1 pseudogene is annotated in these 295 nt (G+C 39.3%); it reads left to right on the forward strand.

Features of this window, described 5'->3' with window-relative positions:
* Positions 1 to 131: 131 nt before the first annotated feature.
* A pseudogene (locus tag AB4512_RS21995) lies at positions 132 to 295 on the forward strand (RimJ/RimL family protein N-acetyltransferase); the annotation flags it as partial.

Genomic DNA, 295 nt, shown 5'->3' on the forward strand with positions numbered 1-295 from the left:
ATGAGTTTCGTGATAGAACTAACGTATCACGAAAAATCCGTGCTACAAGTGGTTGCATATTGAAAATCATGCGACATTATAGTCTGCCGACCAAAAATCACTAAATCATCAGCCAAAAGAAAAGGAAAGACATGTTTAAAACGATTATCGATAACGAACTATCCATCGCATTGGTTGAAGAGAGTTTCGCTTCTCACTATGCGGAAATCTCACAAAGTCAGAATGAGTATCTAAGCCAATGGCTTGTGTGGCCACCACATTGTAAAACCGAGCAAGACTTTAGGATCTTCATCCA

The organism is Vibrio sp. 10N.222.52.B7 (genome assembly GCF_041474275.1).
Taxonomy (GTDB): Bacteria; Pseudomonadota; Gammaproteobacteria; order Enterobacterales; family Vibrionaceae; genus Vibrio; species Vibrio crassostreae_C.